This window comes from Aeromonas sp. 84A (genome assembly GCF_051919345.1).
GTDB lineage: Bacteria > Pseudomonadota > Gammaproteobacteria > Enterobacterales > Aeromonadaceae > Aeromonas > Aeromonas veronii.
The window spans coordinates 4632736-4655803 of the sequence record NZ_JBQBEW010000001.1 but is presented as its reverse complement, the minus strand read 5'-3'; the positions used below and the strand labels follow the sequence as shown (position 1 = coordinate 4655803).

Here is a 23068-nt window from a genome sequence, read left to right as displayed (position 1 = left end):
CGCGATGAGTCAGCTCAGCCGTGATGAGTAAGTGTTCCATACCCCGACTCCGGTCGGGGTTTGTCAATTTCAGGGAACCGTTATGATTCGTTTTGACAAGGTCAGCAAGGTATACAGCGGTGGCCATCAGGCGTTGCAGAAGGTCAGCTTTCACCTGCGCAAGGGAGAGATGGCCTTTCTAACCGGGCACTCGGGGGCGGGCAAGAGTACCCTCCTCAAACTGATCAGCGTGATGGAGCGTCCGACCGATGGTCGCGTCTTCTTTCATGGCGATGATGTCAGCCATATCCAGCGCAGCCAGATCCCCTATGTTCGCCGCCAGATCGGGATGATCTTTCAGGATCATCGCCTGCTGATGGACAGAACCGTGTTCGACAACGTGGCGCTGCCGCTGGTGATCGATGGTTACAGCCATGCGGACATCAACAAGCGGGTGGCGGCGGCGCTGGACAAGGTGGGGCTGCTCGGCAAGGAGCGTTACCAGCCGCGCATGCTCTCCGGTGGTGAGCAGCAGCGGGTCGGCATCGCCCGTGCCATCGTCAACAAGCCGCCGCTGCTGCTGGCGGATGAACCGACCGGCAACCTGGACCCCCAGCTATCCATGGATATCATGCGGCTATTTCAGGAGTTCAACAATTTTGGGGTCTCGGTACTGATTGCCACCCACGATCTGGGGCTGATCGCTCGCATGCGCTATCGCACCCTGACCCTCAAGGCGGGTCGCATGTATTCGGCCGGGGAGGAGCTCTGATGGCTATCGTTCGTCATAAACAACCGCCGCTGCGCCGTCTGATGATGTACGGGGTTGACCATGTGCGGCAGGCGTTTGCCAGTCTCGGAGAGTTGTGGCGCAATCCGCTCGCCTCCCTGATGACGCTGGCGGTGCTTGGCGTCAGTCTGGCGCTGCCATCCTGCTTCCACGTGCTGCTGAAAAACGCCGAGGTGGTGGAGGGGAGCTGGCAGAGCAGTTCCCAGATCTCTCTTTACCTGCGCAAGGATCTGCCGGAACAGAGCATTCTCGATCTGCAGCACCGGATCCTGCTCTATCCCGAGGTGGATTCGGTCACCTACCTGAGCCGTGACGATGCGTTGCGGGAGTTTCGCGAGATCTCAGGCTTTGGCGATGCCCTCGATTATCTGGACAGCAACCCGCTACCGCCTGTGCTGAGCGTCATTCCGGATCCACGCTGGCAGAACCCTGAAGGGGCCGCCGAGCTGCTCAGCAAGCTCAACAACGAGGTGGGGGTCGAACAGGGCAAACTGGATCTGCAGTGGCTGACCCGGCTGCAGGGGATCATGAACCTGCTGCGCCACACCATTACCGGTATCGCGGTGCTGTTGCTCTCCGCCGTATTGCTGATCGTCGGCAATACCCTGCGTCTCAACATCCTCAACCAGCGTTCCGAGATTGAAGTGCTCAAGCTGGTGGGGGCGACCGATTCCTTTATTCATCGTCCTTTCCTCTATACCGGTATCTGGTTCGGGGTCATCGGCGGCATGCTGGCCTGGTGGCTGACCGAAGTGATGGTGATCTGGAGCGAAGGGGTGGTGAAGGAGCTAGCGGGCTTGTATAACAGTAACTTCCGGCTGGTTGGCATGGGGGCGGTAGACGGGATCAATCTGATCTTGCTGGGCGCTCTGCTGGGGCTGATTGCCTCCTGGTTCTCGGTCCATCGCCACATTCGCGACATCGAACCATCCTGATTACTTTGTCATCAAAGTAAATCGCTGGATTTTGAGAGGCGGATCAAGTAAAAGAGGGGCCGTTTCTGGCTTGGCCCCCATAGTCAGAGTATTCTGAATAACAATGATCTTCCGGATCTTCGCGAGATCCAGTGAACCTTCTGATTTATAAGCAGTCTATTAAAGCTGAAGCATTTATACGGGTGTGGCCCCTCTGCCTTGCTCGTCAGACTTGGCAAGCATGTGAAGGTTGCGAGCTCCGCAACAATGGACTTAGCATGCTACTTTTCGGGGGTCCTTCATTGTGACCCCCTTTTTTTGACTGTTCATTCATGATTCATCCTGCAGGCTTAAGATAAGCTGGTCTAAAACTGGGCATGTTCTTTGATACACGCCGCAGAATGGCATCCGGTCAGTAGACAGACCCTCTCAGGGTGTTAGACTGATTCGATTGAAAAGTAAGAGGTAACAGATGGGAACTTCATTGCAGCGCACTATGGCTCTGATTCCGCAAGGTAGTCTGGAAGGCTATATCCAGGCAGTAAACTCTATTCCTGTGCTGAGCGCAGAGGAAGAGCGTGAACTGGCTGAGCGTTTGCAGCAGGATGGCGATCTCGAGGCTGCCCGTCAGCTGGTTATGTCGCATCTGCGCTTTGTCGTTCATGTCGCCAAGAGTTATGCCGGTTACGGCCTGCCTCAGGCCGATCTGGTTCAGGAAGGCAACATCGGCCTGATGAAGGCGGTCAAGCGCTTCGACCCGACGGTCGGCGTGCGTCTGGTCTCCTTTGCCGTGCACTGGATCAAGGCCGAAATCCACGAATATGTCCTGCGCAACTGGCGCATGGTCAAGGTGGCGACCACCAAGGCCCAGCGCAAGCTCTTCTTCAACCTGCGCAAATCCAAAAAGCGTCTGGGCTGGCTGAACCACGAAGAGGTTCAGGCCGTGGCGGCCGATCTCGGCGTCTCTGCCGCTGACGTGACCGAGATGGAAGCGCGGATGGCCAACTACGATCAGGCGTTCGATCTGGTGGGTGATGATGAAGAAGAGGGCGGTTTCGCTCCGGTTCACTATCTGGAGGACAAATCCTCCGATCTGGCCGCGACCATCGAGAATGACAACTGGGACGATCACGCGACCCGTCGCCTGAGCTCGGCCCTCGCCACCTTGGATGAGCGCAGCCAACACATCATCCGCGCCCGCTGGCTCGATGATGACAGCAAGACCACTCTGCAGGAGCTGGCCGATACCTACGGCGTCTCTGCCGAGCGTGTGCGTCAGCTTGAGAAAAACGCACTCAAGAAGCTGAAAGATGCCATGGAAGCCTGATGCTTCCTCTCATAAAAACAGGGCCTGATGGCCCTGTTTTTGTTTCACAAGGATCTGGTCGGCCTTGCTTTGGTTACCCTTGAGTGTGTTATGTTGCCGCCACTGCCACATTAGGGAGAGCAGAAGTGAAACTGTTGAACGACCTGTTTACCAACAACCGTGAGTGGGCCGAACGGATCAAAGCCGAAGATCCCGCTTTCTTTGCCACTCTTTCTGCCCAGCAGGCCCCCGAATACCTCTGGATCGGTTGTTCCGACAGCCGGGTCCCCGCCAACCAGCTGATGGGGTTGCTGCCGGGGGATGTATTCGTCCACCGCAACGTCGCCAATCTGGTGGTACATACCGATTTCAACTGCCTCTCCGTGCTGCAATACGCGGTAGAAGTGCTCAAGGTGAAGCACATCATCGTCTGCGGTCACTACGGTTGCGGTGGCGTCAAGGCCGCGATGCAGAACCAGGAGCTGGGGCTCATCGACAACTGGCTGCGCAACATCAAGGATGTCTACTTCAAATACGGTGAAGAGCTCGAGGCCATCGAGGATGAGCATGAGCGCTTCGACTACCTGTGCGAGCTGAACGTGGCCGAGCAGGTCGCCAACGTCTGCCACACCACCATCATCCAGAACGCCTGGCGCAAGGGGCAGGAGCTGGCGGTGCATGGCTGGATCTACGGGATCAAGGATGGCTTGCTGCATGATCTCGATCTCTGCATCAGCGGCCCGGATCAGATCCCCGATGTCTATCGCGCCTGGCCGGACATGCGTCCGCCCCACCGTCGGCGCTAGGGATCTTCATGGTGGCGCCAGCCCTCTATCTGCAGATCAAGCAGCATATTCTGGACGGGATCCGCGAACGCCACTATCAGGCGGGGGACAGGATCCCGACCGAAGCGGCCCTGTGCGAGCAGTTCACCGTGAGCCGGATGACGGTCAACCGGGCGTTGCGGGAACTGGTGGCGGAAGGGTGGCTGGTGCGTACCGCCGGTTCCGGCAGCTTCGTGGCGGACCGGCGCACCGAGTCGCAGCTGCTGGCTATTCGCAATATTGCCGACGAGATAGCCGAGCGTGGCGGTGAGTACAGCGCCCGGGTGATCCGGCTGCAGCGGCTGGCCGCCGACGAGAAGGTGGCGGTACAACTGGGGCTGCGGGTTGGCGCCCCCATCTTTCACAGCCTGATCGTCCATCAGGCCGATGGGGAGCCGTTGCAATTGGAGGAACGCTTCGTCGATGCCGGGCGCCTGCCAGGCTATGGCGAGCAGGATTTCACCCTGCAAACTCCCAACCGCTATCTGATGGATGTCTGCCCCCTCTCCGAGATGGAGCACGTGGTGGAAGCCGTGCTGCCGAGCGCCGGTGAGGCGGGATTGTTGCAGATCCGCGTAGATTCCCCCTGCCTGTTGTTGCACCGGCGTACCTGGTCGGAGGGGCATCTGGTCTCCTACGCCCGTTTGCTCTCCCCCGGTTCCCGCTACAAGCTCAGCTCCAAGACTCAGCTGGAGTAAATGTCTATACAACTCGATTTTGCAAAGCCCACCTCCTGGTGGGCTTTTTTGTGCTTAAACTCTAAGTTTGATGCTGTTATCAGGATGTGAATTTCGCTCTTCCTTTCGTCATAGAGATCGACTATAAGAATATGTATATACATTTGAGGTCGCTATGAACAAGGAACTGTTGAACTGCGAGCGGGTCTGGCTCAACGTGACGCCCGCTACCCTGAATGATGAGCTGGCCGACTACGGCCTGCTGCCGCTCCAGGCCATCGGCGTGAAGGATGGCAAGATCCACGCGCTGGTGCCGATGGCCGAACTCAAGGGGTCGTATCCCGCTCACTGGCAGGATATGCGGGGCAAGCTGGTCACCCCCGGCCTTATCGATTGTCACACCCATCTGGTCTTCGCCGGCAGCCGTGCCGAAGAGTTCGAGCTGCGTCAGCAGGGAGTGCCCTATGCCGAGATCGCCCGTCGGGGCGGTGGCATCATCAGCACGGTGCGTGCCACCCGTGCCGCCAGCGAAGAGCAACTGTTCGAGCTGGCGCTGCCGAGGGTGACATCCCTGATCCGCGAAGGGGTCACTACGGTGGAGATAAAATCCGGCTATGGCCTGACACTGAATGATGAACTCAAGATGCTGCGGGTGGCCCGCCGACTGGGAGAGGCGCTGCCGATCCGGGTCAAGACCACTCTGCTGGCGGCCCATGCGGTGCCGCCGGAGTATCGCGACGATCCCGACAGCTGGGTCGAGACCATCTGTCAGGAGATCATTCCGGCCGCCGCCGAGGCGGGTCTGGCCGATGCGGTAGATGTCTTCTGCGAGCATATCGGCTTCTCGTTGGCCCAGACCGAGCAGGTCTATCTGGCGGCGGATCAGTACGGCCTGCCGGTGAAGGGACATATGGATCAGCTCTCCAATCTCGGTGGCAGCACCCTCGCTGCCAACTTTGGCGCCCTCTCGGTGGATCATCTGGAGTATCTGGATCCGGAAGGGATCTTGGCGCTGGCCCACCGTGGCGTGGTCGCCACCCTGCTGCCCACCGCCTTCTACTTCCTCAAAGAGACCAAACTGCCGCCGGTTGCCGCCCTGCGCAAGGCGGGGGTGGCGATGGCGGTCTCCTCCGATATCAACCCGGGTACGGCCCCCATTGTCTCGCTGCGGATGGCGATGAACATGGCCTGCACCCTGTTTGGCCTGACCCCGCTGGAGGCCATGGTCGGGGTGACCCGTCACGCCGCCAAAGCGCTTGGCGAGCAGGATCGCCTTGGTCAGCTCAGGGTCGGCATGGCGGCTGATTTTCTGATCTGGCACTGCGCCCATCCGGCCGAGCTGAGCTACATGGTCGGCGTCGATCAGCTGGCAGGCCGCATCTTCAAAGGCGAGGAGACTCTCCATGGATAAGTTCAACCCGATCGACATGTCGCTCTGGCAGGGGCGACAGGATCCGGAAGATGGCGAACTGGCCCTGCGCTGGCATGACAAGGTGCAGCCCTGGACCGCCAGAGCACAAGACACTGCCGGTGTGGTACTGCTTGGTTTTGCCTGCGATGAAGGGGTTCGCCGCAACAAGGGGCGCATTGGTGCAGCCGGGGCGCCGCAAGCGGTGCGCAAGCTGCTGGCCAACACCGCCTGGCACCTGAATCGACCCGTCTACGATGGCGGGGATGTGAGTTGCCCCGACGGCAATCTCGATGCCGCCCACGGCCGTCTGGCCGAGCGGGTCGCCGCCGCGCTCGATTTGGGCCACTTCCCGCTGGTGCTGGGGGGTGGTCACGAGGTGGCCTTCGGCAGCTGGAGCGGCCTGAACCGTCATCTTGGTGGTGAGGGGCGGGTCGGGATCATCAATTTCGACGCCCACTTCGACCTGCGCATGAAGCTGGAGCAGGCCAGCTCCGGCACCCCCTTCTTTCAGATCGCCGAGCAGTGCGCCGCTCAGGGCACGCCGTTTCACTACGCCTGCCTCGGGGTGGCCGAGACCGCCAATACCCAAGCCTTGTTTGCCCGTGCCAAGGCGCTGGGAGTGTGGCATGTGCTGGACGAGGCGATGACCCAGACCGGGCTGCCAGCCTTGCTAAGCGGACTGGATGCCTTTATCGCCGATTGTGATCACCTCTATCTGACCATCGATCTCGATGTGCTGCCCGGCAACCTGATGCCGGGAGTGAGCGCCCCCGCAGCCCGCGGTGTGGAGCTGGCGGTGATCGAACCGCTCATTGCCCATATCCGGGCCAGCGGCAAGCTGCGGCTCGCCGATCTGGCCGAGTACAACCCGACGCTGGATCAGGACAACCGTAGCGCCCGTGTGGCCGCGCGACTGGTTCATCTGTTGACCCGTTAACCCTTTGGCCGCACGTCGCCGAAGGCACCCTATTGATACAACAAGGAGTGTGTATGTCTGTGCAACAGCAGGACCCCCGCCATGATCCGAACCGCGTGATCCGTGCCCCGCGCGGCACTGAACTGACCGCCAAGAGCTGGCTCACTGAAGCGCCGCTGCGGATGTTGATGAACAACCTGGATCCCGAGGTGGCCGAGCATCCCCAGTCGCTGGTGGTCTATGGCGGCATCGGCCGCGCCGCCCGCAACTGGGCCTGCTTTGACAAGATCGTCGAAGTGCTGACTCGGCTGGAAGAGGATCAGACCCTGCTGGTGCAATCTGGCAAGCCGGTCGGGGTGTTCCAGACCCACAAGGATGCGCCACGGGTGCTGATCGCCAACTCCAATCTGGTGCCGCACTGGGCCAACTGGGAGCACTTCAACGAGCTCGATAAGAAGGGCTTGATGATGTACGGCCAGATGACTGCGGGCTCCTGGATCTATATTGGCACCCAGGGGATCGTGCAGGGCACCTACGAGACCTTCTTCGCGGTGGCCAACCAGCACTTCAACGGTGAACCCAAAGGGCGCTGGATCCTCACCGGTGGTCTCGGCGGCATGGGCGGTGCCCAGCCGCTGGCCGCCACCATGGCGGGCTTCTCGATGATCGCCGTCGAGTGCGACGAGACTCGCATCGATTTTCGTCTGCGCACCCGTTATGTGGACAAGAAGGCTCACAGCCTGGATGAGGCGCTTGCCATGGTCGAAGAGGCCAAGCAGAGTGGCACCGCCATCTCCGTCGGCCTGCTCGGCAACGCTGCCGATGTCTTCGCCGAGCTGGTGGCCCGTGGTATCACCCCGGATGTGGTGACCGACCAGACCTCTGCCCACGACCCGCTGCACGGCTACCTGCCGCAGGGCTGGAGCGTGGCCAAGTGGCGCGAGCTGCAAAAGAGTGCCCCGCAGGAGGTGAATCTGGCTGCTCGTCGCTCCATGGCCCGTCAGGTGGAGGCGATGCTGACCCTGCAAGAGCGCGGCGCGGCGACTCTGGATTACGGCAACAACATCCGTCAGATGGCGCTTGAGGAGGGGGTTGCGAACGCCTTCAACTTCCCCGGCTTCGTCCCCGCCTACATTCGCCCGCTGTTCTGCGAGGGGATTGGCCCGTTCCGCTGGGTGGCCCTTTCCGGCGATCCGGAAGATATCTACAAGACCGATCAGATGGTGAAAGAGCTGATCCCCGATGATCCTCACCTGCACAACTGGCTCGACATGGCCCGCGAGCGCATCGCGTTTCAGGGGCTGCCGGCGCGGATCTGCTGGGTCGGGGTCAAGGATCGGGTACGCCTTGGTCTGGCCTTCAACGAGATGGTGAAAAACGGTGAACTGAAAGCCCCCATCGTTATTGGCCGCGACCATCTGGATTCCGGCTCGGTGGCGAGCCCGAACCGCGAGACCGAGTCGATGATGGATGGCTCCGATGCCGTCTCCGACTGGCCGCTGCTCAACGCCCTGCTCAACACCGCTGGCGGCGCGACCTGGGTCTCCCTGCACCACGGAGGCGGGGTCGGCATGGGCTTCTCCCAGCACTCCGGCGTGGTGATCGTCTGCGACGGCTCCGATGACGCGGCCCGCCGCGTCGGTCGGGTGTTGCGCAACGATCCGGCCACCGGGGTGATGCGCCACGCGGATGCCGGCTACGAGATTGCCATCAACTGTGCCCATGAGGCGAAACTGGATCTGCCGATGATTGACGGCGCCAACGGTGTCAAAGGAAAGGTGTAACACCATGTTTGAATTGACTATTACTCCTGGCGAGCTGGATCTTGCCACCCTGCGCCGCGTCAGCCGCGAGCCGGTACATGTTTCACTGGATCCGGCCGCGCTGCCGGGGATCCACGCCTCAGCTGCTGTGGTTACCAAGGTGATCGAGCAGAACCGGGTGGTGTATGGCATCAACACCGGCTTTGGTCTGTTGGCCAACACCCGCATTCCGGTGGAGCAGCTGGACGAGCTTCAGCGCTCTATCGTGCTCTCCCATGCCGCTGGCATCGGCGAATACATGGATGACGCCACTGTACGGTTGATGATGGTGCTCAAACTCAACTCGCTGGCGCGGGGCTTCTCCGGCATCCGGCTGACGGTGCTTGAGGCCCTGATGACCCTCATCAACGCCGAAGTCTATCCGGTGGTGCCGAAGAAGGGCTCCGTCGGCGCCTCCGGCGATCTGGCGCCGCTGGCCCATATGAGCTGCTTGCTGATCGGTGAAGGCAAGGCTCGCCACAAGGGCGAGCTGATCGACGCCGCTACTGCGCTGAAAATTGCCGGGCTCGAGCCTATCGCGCTGGCACCCAAAGAAGGATTGGCGCTGCTCAACGGCACTCAGGCGAGCACCGCCTTCGCGCTGGAAGGGCTGTTCCATGCCGAGGATCTGTTCGCTGGTGCCATCACCATAGGTGCCATGAGCGTGGAGGCCGCCCTTGGCAGTCGTCGCCCGTTCGATGCCCGCATCCACGAAGTGCGCGGTCAGCGTGGCCAGATCGACGCGGCCGCCTGCTATCGCCACCTGCTGGTGGATGGCAGCGAGATCGGCATGTCCCACCACAATTGCGAGAAGGTGCAGGATCCCTACTCATTGCGCTGCCAGCCGCAGGTGATGGGGGCTTGCCTGACCCAGATCCGCCACGCCGCCGAGGTGTTGGTGTGCGAGGCCAACGCGGTCTCCGACAACCCGCTGGTGTTTGCCGATGACAAGGAGATCCTCTCCGGCGGCAACTTCCACGCCGAGCCGGTGGCCTTCGCTGCCGATAATCTGGCGCTGGCCATCGCCGAGATAGGTTCCCTCTCCGAGCGGCGAATGGCGCTGCTGATTGACTCGCGGATGTCCGGTCTGCCGGCGTTTCTGGTCAACAACGGCGGGGTGAATTCGGGCTTTATGATCGCTCAGGTCACCTCGGCTGCGCTCGCCTCCGAGAACAAGACCCTGGCCCATCCCGCCTCGGTGGATAGCCTGCCTACGTCGGCCAATCAGGAGGATCACGTCTCCATGGCGACCTTCGCCGGCCGCCGGCTTGCCGATATGGCCGAGAACACCCGCGGCATTCTGGCAGTTGAACTACTGGCGGCGGCGCAGGGGCTCGATTTTCGCGCGCCATTGCGCAGTACCGAGCTGATCGAGCAGGCCAAGGGACGACTGCGGGCAGAGGTGAGCTTCTACGACAAAGACAGGTACTTCGCGCCGGACATCGAAGCGGCCGCCGCCCTGCTGGGCCGTGCCAGCTACAACGACCTGATCCCGGCCGGGGTGCTGCCCAGTCTGTAAGCCTTGATCCCCCTTCTCTCCTGGCGGGAGAAGGGTGGGGGATGAGGGGGACGCCGCTTCACAGGCGCCGGTGACAGCCGGGAGCAGATAACAAAAGACCGCCCAATCGGGCGGTCTTTGCGTTTCTGACGTTGGTTGAACGCGGTTATTCGTGTTCGAACATCAGGAACAGATAGACCACAAACAACACCAGATGGGTCGCTCCATGGAGCACATTGGTGCGGCCGCTGCTGAAGGTTACTTTACAGACCATCAAAGTCGTGACCAGCAGCACCATATCGGCGGGGGAGAGGCCGAGGCGCACCTCCTGACCCAGCATGGAGCCGATAAAGAGCACGGCAGGCACGGTGAGGGCGATGGTGGCCAGCACCGAGCCGAAGTAGAGGTTCATTGCTCGCTGCAACTGGTTGTTGAAGGCGGCCTTGATGGCGCCGACTGCTTCGGGAGCCAGCACGATGCAGGCGACGATAAAGCCGCCCAGTGCGGCGGGTGCTTCCATCACATGCACCCCGTAGTTGATGGGGATGGCCAGGGTCTTGGCCAGCAGGATCACTACCAGCAGGTAGGCGAGCAGCAGGATGGTGTGATAGACGTTGCTCTGCAGCGGGCCGTGGTGCTCCTCGTAATCCTCGTGATCGCTGTCGACGAAGAAGTGGCTGTGGCTGCGGGTCTGGATCAGCAGAAAGACCCCGTAGAGCAGGATCGAGATGATGATCAGCATCCACGACATGGCGCGCGACATACTGCCGATTGCACCACCCTCGGTGAAGTTGGGCAGCACCAGACAGAGCAGGGCCAGCGGGATGATGGCCACCAGATAGGATTTCACTCCGTCCAGATTGAAGCTCTGGGTGTGGTAGCGCCAGCCGCCAAACAGCAGGGTGAAGCCCACCAGACCGGTACTCACCAGCATCACTACCGCAAACATGGTATCGCGGGCCATGGTGGGGTTGGGCTCGCCGGTCAGCATCACCGAAGAGATCATCACCACCTCCAGCGAGATGACCGAGAGGGTGAGGATCAGGGTGCCGAAGGGTTCGCCCAGCTTGATGGCGAGGGCATCGGAGTGGCGCACGACCGAGAAGATGGCCCAGGTGACGATGGCCAGTAGTGCCGCCGAAACCGGAAGATAGATCCCGAGCGGAGTTGTCTCTGTCAGCAGGTCACTGCCCAGGGTCTTGAAAAAGAGCAGGGTCAGCAGGCCAACGGGCAGGGCAATCTCTTGCCGGATAACTGTCTTCATAGGCAATGGTTCTCTATTGGGGGTCTTGACGACCGGATGACATAAACAGGCTGCACGGTTATCGGTTGCGCAATAACCGGCTCCTTATGATAAAGGTTGTTATCCCCGTCAGGGCAGATCATTTTGTTGCTGAATGTAAATAAGGGGTGGCAGGAGGTTGTTCGACTTCACCACTGAGCCGGGCCCGGGCCTGCAGGGGGATTTACCCGCCTGATGGCCGGGTTTGGCTACCGGCCATCGGCATCTGTTTGGTGATGTCGAGCTAATAGCCAAGCTATTTTGCGGTCAGACCCTGCAATATTTGCGCTAGCTGGCCTTCTGGTATTGCTGCTGCCACTCCCGTTGCCAGAGGGGCAACATCTTCAGCGGCATGGGTTTGCCGAAGAAGTAGCCCTGGATCAGATAGACGCCGTGCTGGCTCAGATAGTCGACCTGCAGCTGACTTTCGACCCCTTCGGCGATCATCTCCATGCCCGATTCCCGACCGAAGACGATGATGGCATCCAGTACGCTGCGCTTGAGGTCGTTGGTACCTATGGTATCGACGAACATCTTGTCGATCTTGATTTGGCGGATCCCCAGGCTCTGCAGGTAGGCAAAGCCGCCGTAGCCGGTACCGAAATCATCCAGCTTGAAGTGATACCCCATCTGTTGCAGCAGGGTGATCTCCTCGGTGGCCGCCTTGATGTCGAGGATCGGCTTGCGCTCCGTCAGCTCGAAGGTGAGCCGGGTGGGTGAGGGGTTTTGGCTGTGAGCGAGCAGGGTGCGCAGCAGGGGTTGCTCGATATGGGCCGCCACCAGATTGACGCTGACCCACTGCTCCGGTGCCAGCTGCGGCAGGTCAGTGATCACCTGCTCCAGCAACTGTTCGGTCATCGGCAGGATCAGTCCCTGCTCCTCTGCATATTCGATAAAGGTACCCGGGGGGATCAGCTCGTTTCCCCGCTGCCAGCGCAGCAGCGCCTCGAATCCCACCACTTGGTGGGTACGGGCATCCACTATCGGCTGGTAGAGGGGAATAAATTCCTTGCGTATCAACCCTGTTTGCAGCAGTCCCTTGAGGGAGCGCCGATAGCTGCGCAGCAGCCAGTATGTGACGCTTAACAGGGCGCCGAGCGCGATACCGAACCAGAGACCGTAGTGATTGAGTTGATCATGGGCATATTGCTCCAGCGCTTTTCCCGCCCAGACCGTCTGTTTGGTGAGTTCATTGGGATCGAAGAAACTGAGGCTGATATTGCTCTCTTCCTGTTTGATCTCCTTGTCGCCACGGGGGAAGTGGACTGTGCTTGCATCGTTATCCTGTCGGCTGAACTCCAGATAGAAGCAGTGGCTGCAGGGGTGTTGCAGCAGGTCGTGGCTCCAGCTGTTATCCAGCACCCAGTAGGCGAGGTTGTCACCGGATCGGTAAAAGGCCACCAGCTCCTGTTCGGTATTGTATTTGGCCACGGTGGCGGTGATCCCCAGTTTGCCGAACTTCTGCCCGCTATTCTGGAGCTCTTTGATCAGCGGGATCTCCACCCCCAGGCTGGAGCAGCTGTTGCCGGAAGCGAGCTCCAACCCTTGCAGGCGGATATGAGCGCTGTAGAAGCGCGGATCGCGCAGCAGCTCCATGTCTTTGGCGCCGCAGTTGAACTCAAATTGTGCCAGCTGTTTGTTGATGGCGGCATCCAGCTCCCGGTGGCGTACGGCCATGGCTCCCTTGAGCTCGACAACCTTCTCTTCCAGCAGATGAAAGGCCATCGGCTTGGCAAACCACAGGCCGAGAAACTGGCTGCCCACGACAGGCAGGACGAACAGCAACAGAGCGATCCAGACGGGTGATTTACGCAAAGGAAGTACCTGCCAGTTTCATGAGACACAAATGGACTTAGCCATCATAGAGCATTAGTGCAATCAATTTGAGTCCGAGTTGTCACACTTGTTGATTGATTTTTTAACTGCATGATTTTAAATGTGTTTATTATTAACTTTGGCTAGATTCAATCGCTGACCTGTCATAAATGACAATTGCTCAGCTTATCCGAACTGCATTAGAGTAGCCCTGCGGTTTGACTCACCGTGTGTTCAATACTCCTGTATCTGTTTTTTGTCAGTAGCACAGAGTGTTAGTTTTGATATGAGTGTTCCTTTTGGTCCCCTTTGAGGGACCATTTTTCTGTCTGTCATCCCGCCCTGTCCCGCATCTGTAGCCCGTCATCCTTGGTATTCTCCCTCTGCTTTGGGTTATGCTTGCCCGCTTAAATTGCAGAAGCGGGATCTTCATCCATAGCTGTGGCCCGATCGCCGCTGCTACCATGAGGCGACATGGATGATGCTGGGCATACGGAAAGGCGCATGAAACTCACTACACAGCTTGTCTCATTTATCACCCTTTGCGTGATCGCAGCCATGGCGACCGTGCTGATTGGCGGGGTGTTCAGCTTTCGCGAGCTGGGCATGGAGTTGCAGCAAAAGAAGGTCGATGCGCTGGTCGAAGTGATCGACAAGCAGCTCGATGTTGCTCACGACATGGAAGATATGAGCCACTGGCTGCCTACCCTGCTGCGGGCTGCCCATGTGGTAGAGCTGGAGGTGCGCCAGAATAACCAGCGGGTCTACTGGTTCCGCGATGTGCGCAATCCGGTCGACGAGCAGCTGCTGGTGCCATACAGCCACCCGCTGCCCCATCAGGCCGGCATGCAGGCCAACTTCAAACTGGAGCGCCCCTTCAAGGAGGCGGAATACTCTATCAAGGCGATGTCCGGCATCTCGCTGGGCATCTTTATCGTGGTGTTCGGTCTCTGGTACTCCATCCGCTGGCTGCGCCAGCAGTTGCGCGGGGCCGAGCTGCTGGGCATTCGCGCCCAGCTGATCCTCGATGACAAGCTCTCCAAACTGAGTCATGACCCCGCCGAAGAGTGGCCGGTGGCCGCCAGTCAGGCCCTCGATCATCTGCTCGCCGAGCTGGCGGATGCCCGCAAGGAACGCAGCCGCTTCGACAACTTCATTCGAAGCAACGCCTTCGTCGACAAGATGACCGGCATCGGCAACCGGCTGTTTTTCGACAACCGGCTGGAGAGCGCCATCATGGAGGCGAGCGTGATGAGCGGCGGCGTGCTGCTGATCGATCTCGCCTGTCTGGAGGAGCTGGAGGCCGATCAGTTCGAGTTGCTGGGACACGATTTGATGATGGAGGCGAGCGCCACCATAGGTGCCTTCGTGCGCAAACACAACGGTGCCCTGCAGGCCCGCTACGCCGGTCAGGTCTTTGCGGTGCTGCTGCCCAATATGTCCGAGAGCGAGATGGTGGATAGCGCCAGCCAGCTGCTCAAGAGCCTGCAACGGCTGCACTGGCCGCAGGAGGTCAACCCGGAGACGGCGGTCTATCTCGGCGCAGTCTGTTATCAGGCACAAGACAGCCTGCTCAAGGTGCAGGAGGAGGCGGAGCTGGCCCTCAAGAGCGCTCGTCTGCAGGGCCACAACGGCTGGTTCCTCTACGAGAAGCAGCTGGATGAGGAGCAGAGCAGCAAGGGGACGGTACGCTGGCGCACCCTGATCAGCCGCCGTCTCGAAGAGCACGGCATCGAATTTTATACCCAGCCGATCCAGCAGGATCGGGGGCAGGTGGTGCTGCAGCAGGAGTTGCTCACCTATCTGCACGATGAGCAGGGGCGTGCCCTGCAGGCGGGGATCTTCATGCCGATGGCGGAGAAGGTGGGCTTGTTGCTGCAACTGGATCGGCTGGTGGCGGAGCAGACCCTCGCCCTGCTGCGCCAGCGCTCCGAGCAGAGCTGCCCCATCAGCCTGACCCTCAGTGCCCAGAGCCTGCTCAACCGCGAGTTCCAGCGCTGGCTCTTCTTCGCCCTGTTCCAGCTGCCGCGCAGCACCAACGAGCGGTTGATCCTGCAACTCTCCGAATCCCAGGTGACCCGCCACTTCGAGGCGCTCAAGCGGCCGCTGCGCTCCCTGCGGATGCTGGGCTGCCAGCTGGCCATCGATCATGCCGGTCAGGATGTGGTGAGCACCCAGTACATCAAGGAGTTCGAGATCAACTTCCTCAAGCTGCACCCAAGTCTGGTGCGGGAGATCCATGCCCGTCAGGTCAACCAGATGGCGGTACGCAGTCTGGTAGGCGGCTGCGCCAATACCCGCACCCGGGTGCTGGCAGTGGGGGTGGAGAGTGGCGACGAGTGGAAGATGCTGCGCCACCTCGGGGTGCATGCCGGGCAGGGCCCCTGGTTTGCCGAGCCCCAGCGCCTGGTGCTGGAACCGGCTGGTGATTGAGATAAACGAGAGAGGGTCGCCTTGGGGCGACCCTCTGTTGTTTGCGGTGCTGTTTGCGGTTGCCGTCAGGCGGGGATCACAGTCGCCCCTGCTCCCGCAGCCCGGTGAGCCCCTGCATGCCGCCGGTGTGGATAAAGACGATTTTGCTGCCGGGGGCGATGCGGCCCGCCGCCAGTTCGCGAAACAGCCCCCACATTGCCTTGCCACTGTAGATGGGCTCAAGGGGCAGATCGGTCGTGGTGCTGAAATTCTGCACCCACTGCCAGAGGGCCGGGCTGAATTTGGCGTAGCCACCATCGTGGTGATCGAGCGCGATGCGCCAACCGGGGATGCTGGCTGCCGCGGGATGGAGGCGACACACCTCGTCAGCGATAAAGCCGCCTCCTTTCAGTACCGCAATGGCGAGGATCTGCTCCCGATCCCGTTTGCCGGCGATCAGGCCCGCCAGAGTGCCGCCGCTGGCGCAGGGCAGTACCCAGAGATCCGGCGAGAAGGGCACTTCGCCGACCAGTTCCGCCACACCGGGGATGGCCAGCGGGCTGCTACCCCCTTCCGGCACGATCAGGGTATCGGGGGCATCGAATTGGGCCAGCCAGTCGGGATCCTGCCGTCGCCGGTAACTCTGGCGGTCGACAAAAACGAGATCCATGCCCCAGCGCTGGGCATCCCGCAGGGTAGAGTTACTGACGGCGTCATATTCGCCCCGTATGATACCGGTAGTACGAAGACCAGATTGGCACCCCGCTGCCGCCAGCGCGTGGATATGATTGGAGTAGGCGCCGCCAAACGAGAGCAGATGCCGTTTGCCGTGCTCTTTGGCATGCAGCAGGTGGTACTTGAGCTTGCGCCACTTGTTGCCGGAGATGGCCGGATGGATCAGATCATCCCGCTTGCACCACAGCTCGACGCCATAGCGGGTCAGCAACGGATGGTGGAGGCGTTGCAGGGGGGAAGGGAGGATGGCTTGACCCTCTGACTCGGCGGAAAGGTTGGCTTGCAATGGTGAGTCCGTCTTTTAATCTGGAGGCTAATCTGCTGTTTATGTTAATATTTCATACATTTAATCACTATTGATGGGCGGGCTTACATGAAACAACTGTTCAGACGGTCGACGCCAAGCCGCCAGGTCGGGCTCTTGCTGGCCAATGACAGGATCATGCTGGCTGCGGTGGGCAATCCCCCCGTCTTCGCGACGCGCACCATCAACGGCCCACAGGAGTGGGCAGTGGCCATGAACGAGCTGTTCAGCCGTCATGGGCTGGCCAAGTCTACGGTGCGGGTGGCCCTCGCCGCCAGCCTTTATCAACAGATCCAGATCGACAAGCCTGCCGTGCCTGACGCCGAGATGGCGGGGGCGCTCCCTTGGGCCATCAAGGATTATGTCAGCGAACCCGTGCTGCAACTGGCGATGGATTATGTGGACTTGCCCACCCCGCCGGCCGGTCGTCCTCGCATCAATGTGATTTGCCTGCCCAAGAGCCGGGTGCAACAGCTGGCCGATGCCATCAACGGCATCGCCACCCTGCAATCCATCATCAGCGACGAATTGGCGCTGACCTCTCTCTATGACGCGGATGACACGGTGCGCATGCTGCTGTGGCAGCCCAAGGGGCAGGATCTGCAACTGCTGGTCTTCCATCAGGGCGGGCTCTGCTTCTCCCGCCAACTGCGCGGTTTTACCAGCCTGACTGGCGAACATGAGCCGGACAGCATGCTGCTCGATTCACTGGCGCTGGAGATCCAGCGCTCCCTCGACTATCTGGCGGGCCAGCTGAAATTGCCTGAGCTGGGGCAGATGCAGTTTGCCGTCGCCTCGCCCTTTATCGGTACCCTGGTGCGTCACATGGAGCAGACCTTCGGCTTTGCCGTCTCCGCCATGGCCAACAAGGCGGTCCTGGCCGGCGTCGAATACCTCTCGGCCTATGCCGCCGCATTGGGGGATGATCAATGAGTGTGTTAATCCCCCTTGCTGCCATGGCCAACAAGACAATATTGCTGGCCGGCGTCGAATACCTCTCGGCCTACGCAGCCGCCATCGGGGAGGATGCGTGATGAAACGTCAGATAAACCTCTATGGCGCCGAGTTTCGCCCCAAGCGGCAGTGGGCCAGCCTCAACCAGATGGCGCTGGTATGGGGCTTTGCGCTGCTGCTGATCCTGTTGACGGGTGTTGGTTACAGCTGGCAGCAGCAGCAGGTCAGCCGGGCGCTGGCGCAGCGCTCTGCCGAGCTGGAACTCAAGCGCAGCGAGGCGCAGCGGCTTGATGCCGAGCTGGCGCGCCATCAGGCAGATCCCAGGCTGCAACAGCAACTGGTCAACAAGCAGGATGAGCTGACGGCCAAGCAGGGGCTGATGCGCCAATTGGGCAGCCTGACCCTGCAAAAATCCCAGGGCTACGCCAGCGTGATGGCGGATCTCTCCCGCATTCGCAACAGCAACCTCTCGTTGCAGCGCATCGAGATCAACGAAGGGCGGATCAACCTCTCCGGCTTTGCCGGACGCAGTCAGGATGTGCCGGCCTGGGTCAACCGCTTCAAGCAGACCCCGAGTCTGGTAGGCAAGGAGTTTGGTGAACTGACCCTCGGCCGTGACAAGGAGGGTCGTTTGACCTTCCAGTTGAGCGGCATTGCGCGGGAGAAACCCTGATGAACCTGAAAGCACAATGGCAGGCATGGGGCCAGCGTATCGCCGTGTTGAGCCAGCGGGAGCGGGTGTTGATCCTGCTGACTGGTTTGGTGTTGCTGGGCGCGGCCGGACTCTACGGCTGGATCGATGGCGCCGATACCCGCCTGCAGCAGGATCGCATGGCCCTGAGTGCCGCCGAGCGTGACCTCGAGATCATGGAGTTGGAAAACCTCGGCAAACAGGCACGGCTCAAGCGGGATCCCAATCAGGGAGTTCGCGACCAGCTGGCGCAGATCGAAGCGGATCTGGCCCGAATCGACGATGAGCTGAAGGCACAGACCGTCGATCTGATCCCGGCGCACGAGATGCCGCTGGTGCTGGAGGCGCTGCTCTCCCGCTCCGCCAACCTTCACATGCTGGCCCTCAGTTCGCTGGAGCCGACCCCGCTGATGGCGGGGGAGCAGAAGGTCAATCTCTACAAGCATGGTATCCGGCTTCAGCTTGAAGGCGGCTATTTCGATGTGTATCAATATCTTAAAGCGCTGGAAGCCTTGCCGCGCCACTTCTACTGGAAGCAGTTCGACTATCAGGTCAAAGCCTATCCCGGCGCGGTGGTGGAGATGGAGATCTACACCCTGAGTACCAGCAAGGAGTTTATCCGTGGCTAGAGTGTTTGCGTTGTGCTGTTGCCTGTTCAGCTTGCTGGTACAGGCGGAGCAGGTCGAGGTATTGCAGGATCCCACCGCGCCGCTGGCTGATGTGGCGGTTGGCGCCCGTGCGACCGGCGAGAGCAGCGCCGGTTTGCCGAAGCTGCAGAGTGTGGTGCTGGGCAATGGCCCGGCACTGGCGGTACTCAATGGCAAGAGTTATCGGGTCGGACAACAGGTGGACGGCTATACGCTGGTGGCCATCAATGCCGATGCCGTGGTGCTGGAAAAGGCGGGAAAACGCCATGCGGTAACACTGTTTGCCAGCAAGATCCGGGTTTGAGTCGTGCTTGCCTCTCGAGAGGTGAATCGGCTTTATCGAGTTTAATTGCAAGTCAGGGTGCCCTAATTACATGAAAAAACACCGTCTCTGTCTGATCACCGTGGCCATGATGGCTGCAGGCTGTACCACGTATCAGCACCCCGAGCCGACCCAGGCGAAGGATGCCCTCAAACAGGCCATGAACGAACAGCAGAAACAGGCTGCCCCTCTGACCGCGTTGCCCAAATCGGTGCAAAGTGAATTGCTGCAGCTGAACCGGCCGCAGATGCCGGTCGGCATGCCGGAGAAGCGGCTGCGTATCGCGGCTCACGATGTGGAGGCGGTAGAGTTTTTCGGTTCCCTGTTCAAGGGCTCCCGCTACAGCGTGGCGGTTCACCCCGGGGTGGCCGGGCTGGTCTCCGTCGAGCTCAAGGATGTGACTCTGCCAGAGGTGCTGGCGGTGGTGGGCGACATGTACGGCTTCGACGTGCAGCGCAAGGGCAATGTCTTCCATATCTATCCGGCGGGTCTGCGTACCGAAACCATCCCGGTCAACTATCTGATGATGTCCCGTCGTGGTCTCTCTCGCACCTCGGTCAGCACCGGCGGGGTGACGGCCAATGACAGCAATAACAGCAGCGACAGCAGTTTTGACAGTGCATCGAACAACAACAGCACCAATAACTCCTCCGGCAACAACTCGAACGGCAACAGCAGCAATGGCACCCGTATCGAGACCGATACCAACAGCGACTACTGGACCGATCTGCGCGACTCTCTGCAGACCCTGATTGGCACGGGTGATGGTCGCGCGGTGATCACCAGCCCGCAGGCGGGTCTGGTCACCATTCGCGCCTACCCGAAAGAGCTCAAGGCAGTGCGTGAATTCCTGAATCAATCCGATAGTCACCTCAAGCGGCAGGTGGTGCTGGAGGCGCGGATCATCGAAGTTGCCCTCAACGAAGGGTATGAGCAGGGAGTGGACTGGAGCGGTCTCTCCGCCAGCTGGGATGGCAACAAGGGGATTACCGGTGGCGGTTCACTGGCCAATACCCAGTTACCCACCACCCCTAATCAGATCTTCACTGCACTGGGTGGCGGCGCCGGTTTCAAGGTCTCTGACGGCAACTTCAATGTAGCGGTCAATCTGCTCAAGACTCAGGGCGATGTGAATACCCTCTCCAGCCCCCGTGTCACCGCGACCAACAACCAGAAGGCGGTGATCAAGGTGGGGACGGACGAATATTTCGTCACCAATGCATCGACAACAACCGTGAGCACGACGAGCGGTGACCGAACAACGCCCAATGTAGAGTTGACCCCTTTCTTCTCAGGTATCTCTTTGGATGTAACACCACAGATCGATGAAGAGGGGAAGGTGTTGCTGCATATCCATCCCTCCGTTATCGATACTGAAGAGCAAACCAAGACCATAAAGGTGACAGACAGCGATACGCTGGTGTTGCCGTTGGCGAAAAGCTCGATCCGCGAATCCGATACCGTGGTGCAGGCCAATAACGGTGACATCATCGTGATCGGCGGCCTGATGAAGACCGACAAGCAGGAGATCGTCAGCAAGGTGCCGCTGCTGGGGGATATTCCCTGGGTGGGTGAAGCCTTTACCAACCGCCGCGAGAGCACCAAGAAGGTGGAGCTGGTGATCATGCTCAAGCCGACCGTGGTGGAGAAAGATACCTGGCAAAACGAGCTGCAACGCTCCTCCGAGCTGCTCGACAAGTGGTATCCGGCCAAGGGCTGACCCATGACACCAGATACGGTCACCCTTATTCCAAACGGCCTGTGCAGTCTTGACTGCACAGGCTGCTTGCTTGCCGTGGCAGGTGAGGTCTCATGTACCTGACCCACTTCGGCCTGCAGGAGGCACCGTTCAGCCTCACTCCCAATACCGGCTTCTACTACGGCCTGCCGCCTCACGAAGAGGCGCTGCAGGTGCTCAACTGGGCGCTGGCGCAGGGGGAGGGCTTTATCAAGGTGACCGGCGAGGTGGGTACCGGCAAGACCCTGCTCTGCCGCAAGCTGCTCAGCGAGCTGGGTTCGGAAGCGCGTCCGGTGCGGCTTGCCTGGTTGCCCAATCCCCACCTCACTCCGGCCGAGCTGCGCATCGCGCTGGCGCTGGAGCTGGGGTTGGCGGTACGGGATCAGAGCGAACTGGATCTGACCGATCGTCTCCATCGTCACCTGATCAGCCTGCACCAGCAGGGCAGTCGGGTGGTGGTGCTGATCGACGAGGCGCAAGCGCTGCCGGACGAGACCCTGGAGGCGATCCGCCTGTTCGGCAATCTCGAGACCGAATCGAGCAAGCTGCTGCAGATCGTGCTGTTCGGCCAGCCGGAGCTGGATACCAGACTGGCCAAGCCGCATCTGCGCCAACTGCGCCAGCGGATTGGCTTCTCCTACTGCCTGCGGCCGCTGCGTTTTGACGAGACTCGCGCCTATCTGGAGCACAGATTACAGGTCTCCGGTTACCGCGGGGCACCGCTGTTTGCAGGTCGAGCCATGCGTCTGTTGTGGCGTGCATCGCGAGGGATCCCGAGACTGATCAATATCCTGGCGCAGAAGTGCCTGATGCTGGCCTATGGTCAGGGTGTGCGTCAGGTCGATAGCCGTCTGGTACGGCTCGCCATTCGCGATACCGACGATGCCCGCCGCTTTGCGCCACGGCGCTGGTGGCCCCTGTTACTGTTGCTGGGGTGCGCCCTGGCTTATGGAGTCTGGCCATGAGCGTTATCAACCAGATGCTGAAAGATCTGGATCAGCGTCAGCAAGGATCCGAAGGTGCTGCCGTCTATATTGCCCCTGCTCGTCAGCAGGGATGGTGGATGTTGCTGCTGACCCTGATCTGCGGTCTGGCACTGGGGATCCTCGGTTGGCGAACCTGGATCTACTGGCAGCAGACCCATACCGTGACGGCTGCCAGTGAAGTGATCGCCCCTGATGTGGTGGCAAGGGCCGCCTCGCCAGTCAGCCAGCCCGAGCCGGTCGAGGTGGCGGCCGCGCTGCCGCTGCCAAGTCAGGATGAGGTGAATGATGAGGCAGGCGAGAGTGACTCGGATGGCATGGCCGACGGTGCGCCCTTTGATGCCTCCAGCGATGTTGACGAGACGGAGCCGACCGATGAAGAGCTGCAGCCCGAGCTTTACGCCGAACTGGCGGCAGAGCAGCAGGCAGTCGCCAGCGCGCCGCGCAAACCGAGCGTATTGAAGATCGAGACGGTCGAGCTGTCGGTCAAGGAGCTGGCGGCACTGGCGGAGCGCAAGGCGACCACCGCCATGGCCAAGGGAAGCCTGCGGGATGCGCAGGACAACTACTATCAAGTGCTGGCCCACGATCCCTACAATCAGGGGGCGCGCGAGCAGCTGGCGGGGCTGCTCTACGGCGAGGGCCGCCTGACCGAGGCGCGTCAACTGCTGGAAGAGGGGATCCGGCTCGATCCCCAACAGGCCGATTTTCGTCTGCTACTGGCCCGCCTTGCCATCAGCGAGGGGCAGCAGCAGCAAGCGCTTGGCTGGCTGTCCGGCTATCAGCCGGATCTCGCCAGCAACATGGACTATTACGCGACCTGGGCCGGGCTGACTCAGGAGCTGGGCCAGAATGCCGATGCGGCGGCGCTCTATGTGAAGCTGCTGCGTCAGCAGCCGGATCAGGGCCGCTGGTGGCTTGGCCTCGGCGTGGCCGAGGATGGTCAGGGCCACAGCCAGCGGGCGCTCGATGCCTATCGCAACGCCCTGCTGCACGGCAACCTCGGCGAGGCGTCGACCAATTGGCTGGAACAACGAATTGGCCAACTAACCCCTTGATAAACAGCAG

Annotated in this window: 20 protein-coding genes; 17 read left to right on the top strand and 3 right to left on the bottom strand. The window is 60.6% G+C overall.

Features of this window, described 5'->3' with window-relative positions:
* The first annotated feature begins 82 nt into the window (after nucleotides 1-82).
* From ftsE to hutH, 9 genes are all read left to right on the top strand, one after another.
* Nucleotides 83-751 carry a cell division ATP-binding protein FtsE gene (gene ftsE / locus ACTG20_RS21155; RefSeq protein ID WP_005339995.1) on the top strand — a complete coding sequence of 223 codons (669 nt, stop codon included), beginning with the start codon at nucleotides 83-85 and terminating at the stop codon, nucleotides 749-751.
* The gene (ftsX, locus tag ACTG20_RS21150; RefSeq protein WP_005339996.1) at nucleotides 751-1704 is read left to right on the top strand and encodes a permease-like cell division protein FtsX; all 954 of its coding nucleotides are present in this window, start codon (nucleotides 751-753) and stop codon (nucleotides 1702-1704) included. Before ftsE ends, ftsX begins: the two co-directional genes overlap by 1 nt.
* A 451-nt stretch (nucleotides 1705-2155) precedes the next feature.
* On the top strand, nucleotides 2156-3010 hold the full coding sequence (rpoH, locus tag ACTG20_RS21145; protein ID WP_005339997.1) for an RNA polymerase sigma factor RpoH: 855 nt from the start codon (nucleotides 2156-2158) through the stop codon (nucleotides 3008-3010).
* 125 nt (nucleotides 3011-3135) lie between these two features.
* The gene (can, locus tag ACTG20_RS21140) at nucleotides 3136-3795 is read left to right on the top strand and encodes a carbonate dehydratase (protein WP_005339998.1); all 660 of its coding nucleotides are present in this window, start codon (nucleotides 3136-3138) and stop codon (nucleotides 3793-3795) included.
* A gap of 11 nt (nucleotides 3796-3806) precedes the next feature.
* Nucleotides 3807-4511, top strand: a complete 705-nt coding sequence (hutC, locus tag ACTG20_RS21135) for a histidine utilization repressor (RefSeq protein ID WP_194494939.1) — start codon at nucleotides 3807-3809, stop codon at nucleotides 4509-4511.
* Nucleotides 4512-4665: 154 nt separating this feature from the next.
* Entirely contained in the window at nucleotides 4666-5901 is a 1236-nt protein-coding gene (hutI, locus tag ACTG20_RS21130; RefSeq protein WP_194494917.1) for an imidazolonepropionase, read from the top strand.
* Nucleotides 5894-6838 (top strand): formimidoylglutamase, encoded by a 945-nt coding sequence (gene hutG, locus ACTG20_RS21125; RefSeq protein ID WP_194494916.1) that lies wholly within the window; start codon nucleotides 5894-5896, stop codon nucleotides 6836-6838. Before hutI ends, hutG begins: the two co-directional genes overlap by 8 nt.
* A 53-nt stretch (nucleotides 6839-6891) precedes the next feature.
* Nucleotides 6892-8601, top strand: coding sequence for a urocanate hydratase (hutU, locus tag ACTG20_RS21120; RefSeq protein WP_439987389.1), 1710 nt, complete (start codon nucleotides 6892-6894; stop codon nucleotides 8599-8601).
* Between the two features lie 4 nt (nucleotides 8602-8605).
* The gene (hutH, locus tag ACTG20_RS21115) at nucleotides 8606-10138 is read left to right on the top strand and encodes a histidine ammonia-lyase (protein ID WP_439987388.1); all 1533 of its coding nucleotides are present in this window, start codon (nucleotides 8606-8608) and stop codon (nucleotides 10136-10138) included.
* A gap of 145 nt (nucleotides 10139-10283) precedes the next feature.
* On the opposite strand, the gene ACTG20_RS21110 is transcribed toward hutH, so the two are convergent.
* Entirely contained in the window at nucleotides 10284-11381 is a 1098-nt protein-coding gene (locus ACTG20_RS21110; protein WP_040069504.1) for a calcium:proton antiporter, read from the bottom strand.
* A 306-nt stretch (nucleotides 11382-11687) separates the two neighbouring features.
* A complete protein-coding gene (locus tag ACTG20_RS21105; protein WP_439987387.1) occupies nucleotides 11688-13214 on the bottom strand; it encodes an EAL domain-containing protein in 1527 nt (508 codons plus the stop codon).
* A gap of 504 nt (nucleotides 13215-13718) precedes the next feature.
* Between ACTG20_RS21105 and ACTG20_RS21100 the strand changes: the two genes are divergently transcribed.
* On the top strand, nucleotides 13719-15647 hold the full coding sequence (locus tag ACTG20_RS21100; RefSeq protein WP_042081406.1) for an EAL domain-containing protein: 1929 nt from the start codon (nucleotides 13719-13721) through the stop codon (nucleotides 15645-15647).
* 76 nt (nucleotides 15648-15723) lie between these two features.
* On the opposite strand, the gene ACTG20_RS21095 is transcribed toward ACTG20_RS21100, so the two are convergent.
* A complete protein-coding gene (locus tag ACTG20_RS21095; RefSeq protein ID WP_194494911.1) occupies nucleotides 15724-16647 on the bottom strand; it encodes a 1-aminocyclopropane-1-carboxylate deaminase/D-cysteine desulfhydrase in 924 nt (307 codons plus the stop codon).
* Between the two features lie 87 nt (nucleotides 16648-16734).
* On the opposite strand from ACTG20_RS21095, the gene ACTG20_RS21090 reads away from it, so the two are divergent.
* The 7 genes from ACTG20_RS21090 to ACTG20_RS21060 all read left to right on the top strand — a co-directional run bounded on the left by ACTG20_RS21090 (nucleotide 16735) and on the right by ACTG20_RS21060 (nucleotide 23058).
* The gene (locus ACTG20_RS21090) at nucleotides 16735-17598 is read left to right on the top strand and encodes an MSHA biogenesis protein MshI (protein ID WP_167565636.1); all 864 of its coding nucleotides are present in this window, start codon (nucleotides 16735-16737) and stop codon (nucleotides 17596-17598) included.
* 100 nt (nucleotides 17599-17698) lie between these two features.
* Complete coding sequence (locus ACTG20_RS21085) at nucleotides 17699-18292, top strand: PilN domain-containing protein (protein ID WP_005348605.1); 594 nt, start codon at nucleotides 17699-17701, stop codon at nucleotides 18290-18292.
* A complete protein-coding gene (locus ACTG20_RS21080; RefSeq protein ID WP_144715980.1) occupies nucleotides 18292-18939 on the top strand; it encodes an MSHA biogenesis protein MshJ in 648 nt (215 codons plus the stop codon). Before ACTG20_RS21085 ends, ACTG20_RS21080 begins: the two co-directional genes overlap by 1 nt.
* Nucleotides 18932-19261 (top strand): SctD/MshK family protein, encoded by a 330-nt coding sequence (locus ACTG20_RS21075; RefSeq protein ID WP_005342886.1) that lies wholly within the window; start codon nucleotides 18932-18934, stop codon nucleotides 19259-19261. Before ACTG20_RS21080 ends, ACTG20_RS21075 begins: the two co-directional genes overlap by 8 nt.
* Before the next feature lie 70 nt (nucleotides 19262-19331).
* The gene (gene mshL, locus ACTG20_RS21070; RefSeq protein WP_043826241.1) at nucleotides 19332-20999 is read left to right on the top strand and encodes a pilus (MSHA type) biogenesis protein MshL; all 1668 of its coding nucleotides are present in this window, start codon (nucleotides 19332-19334) and stop codon (nucleotides 20997-20999) included.
* A gap of 92 nt (nucleotides 21000-21091) precedes the next feature.
* Complete coding sequence (gene mshM / locus ACTG20_RS21065; protein ID WP_194494910.1) at nucleotides 21092-21982, top strand: MSHA fimbrial biogenesis protein MshM; 891 nt, start codon at nucleotides 21092-21094, stop codon at nucleotides 21980-21982.
* Nucleotides 21979-23058, top strand: a complete 1080-nt coding sequence (locus tag ACTG20_RS21060) for a tetratricopeptide repeat protein (protein WP_194494909.1) — start codon at nucleotides 21979-21981, stop codon at nucleotides 23056-23058. The genes mshM and ACTG20_RS21060 overlap by 4 nt, the downstream gene beginning before the upstream one ends.
* Nucleotides 23059-23068 lie beyond the last annotated feature (10 nt).

What these genes read in the sequence shown, in the direction of transcription:
- ftsE (WP_005339995.1), top strand. Translation starts at nt 83, where the DNA reads ATGATTCGTTTTGACAAGGTCAGCAAGGTATACAGCGGTGGCCATCAG.
- ftsX (WP_005339996.1), top strand. Translation starts at nt 751, where the DNA reads ATGGCTATCGTTCGTCATAAACAACCGCCGCTGCGCCGTCTGATGATG.
- rpoH (WP_005339997.1), top strand. Translation starts at nt 2,156, where the DNA reads ATGGGAACTTCATTGCAGCGCACTATGGCTCTGATTCCGCAAGGTAGT.
- hutI (WP_194494917.1), top strand. Translation starts at nt 4,666, where the DNA reads ATGAACAAGGAACTGTTGAACTGCGAGCGGGTCTGGCTCAACGTGACG.
- hutG (WP_194494916.1), top strand. Translation starts at nt 5,894, where the DNA reads ATGGATAAGTTCAACCCGATCGACATGTCGCTCTGGCAGGGGCGACAG.
- hutU (WP_439987389.1), top strand. Translation starts at nt 6,892, where the DNA reads ATGTCTGTGCAACAGCAGGACCCCCGCCATGATCCGAACCGCGTGATC.
- hutH (WP_439987388.1), top strand. Translation starts at nt 8,606, where the DNA reads ATGTTTGAATTGACTATTACTCCTGGCGAGCTGGATCTTGCCACCCTG.
- ACTG20_RS21110 (WP_040069504.1), bottom strand. Translation starts at nt 11,381, where the DNA reads ATGAAGACAGTTATCCGGCAAGAGATTGCCCTGCCCGTTGGCCTGCTG.
- ACTG20_RS21100 (WP_042081406.1), top strand. Translation starts at nt 13,719, where the DNA reads ATGAAACTCACTACACAGCTTGTCTCATTTATCACCCTTTGCGTGATC.
- ACTG20_RS21090 (WP_167565636.1), top strand. Translation starts at nt 16,735, where the DNA reads ATGAAACAACTGTTCAGACGGTCGACGCCAAGCCGCCAGGTCGGGCTC.
- ACTG20_RS21085 (WP_005348605.1), top strand. Translation starts at nt 17,699, where the DNA reads ATGAAACGTCAGATAAACCTCTATGGCGCCGAGTTTCGCCCCAAGCGG.
- ACTG20_RS21080 (WP_144715980.1), top strand. Translation starts at nt 18,292, where the DNA reads ATGAACCTGAAAGCACAATGGCAGGCATGGGGCCAGCGTATCGCCGTG.
- mshL (WP_043826241.1), top strand. Translation starts at nt 19,332, where the DNA reads ATGAAAAAACACCGTCTCTGTCTGATCACCGTGGCCATGATGGCTGCA.
- mshM (WP_194494910.1), top strand. Translation starts at nt 21,092, where the DNA reads ATGTACCTGACCCACTTCGGCCTGCAGGAGGCACCGTTCAGCCTCACT.
- ACTG20_RS21060 (WP_194494909.1), top strand. Translation starts at nt 21,979, where the DNA reads ATGAGCGTTATCAACCAGATGCTGAAAGATCTGGATCAGCGTCAGCAA.